Source organism: Pseudomonas sp. Q1, from assembly GCF_009935975.1.
GTDB classification, from domain to species: domain Bacteria; phylum Pseudomonadota; class Gammaproteobacteria; order Pseudomonadales; family Pseudomonadaceae; genus Aquipseudomonas; species Aquipseudomonas palleroniana.
In genome coordinates this window covers 1-824 of sequence record NZ_QODI01000051.1, presented here as the reverse complement: position 1 = coordinate 824, position 824 = coordinate 1, and the positions used below count along the sequence as shown (strand labels likewise).

Annotated in this window: 1 protein-coding gene; it reads left to right on the top strand. The window is 49.9% G+C overall.

The window, feature by feature from the left end:
- On the top strand, window positions 1-824 hold an 824-nt coding region (locus DK870_RS29075; RefSeq protein WP_161550420.1), incomplete at both ends, for a zona pellucida domain-containing protein.

The following is an 824-nucleotide window of genomic DNA, read 5'->3' as shown; positions in this document are numbered from 1 at the left end:
CCACAATCAGCTCCGGCTTCCAGAGGTCATGCTCTTTCTTCTCAAGGGTTCTTGAATCCTTTCCAAAAGGATTATCAGTTTCCGGTTCTTGACTCCAGAAGATTTGCGCAAGAGCCTCTTGGTCTTCAGGAGAAGCAGCTGATGCAGGGTCCAGTCAAGCCTTTGGACTGGAAGTTTCCAGTTGTCCCAGAAGTGCAACGTGAGTTGGCGGCGAACTTCCAGTTGAGGCAACCTGTGACTCCCAGTAGTGTGGCTGTTCAATGCAGTGAGAACCGGGTTCATGTGGAGGTGAAGAAGGATATGTTCAGCAATGGTCAGCTGATCCAGCCAAGTGGTTTGTCTATGGGAGGCTGTCCTGTTGTTGGTGAGGACTCTGCCTCTGGGGTGCTCATCTTTGAATATGCACTGCAGGACTGCAATAGTGTGTTGATGATGACCGAGGATGAGCTCGTCTACACCTATGCGGTTACCTACACTCCTGTGGCATTTGCTGGCACGCCGATTACCCGTACTGAGGGTGCAGTTGTTGGCGTTCAATGCCACTATCAAAGGCTCCATAATGTGAGCAGTAATGCTCTGAGGCCAACTTGGGTTCCTTATGCTTCAACGGAGGTTGGCGAGGATGTCTTGGTGTTCTCCATGAGCCTCATGATTGATGACTGGTCCTTTCAGAGGCCTTCAAATATATACTACTTGGGTGACACTATCAATATTGAGGCATCTGTGAAGGTGTACAACCATGTCCCACTGCGTGTGTTTGTGGACCGCTGTGTGGCCACCCAAGTACCTGATGTGACTTCTGTTCCGAGATATTCCTTCATTGA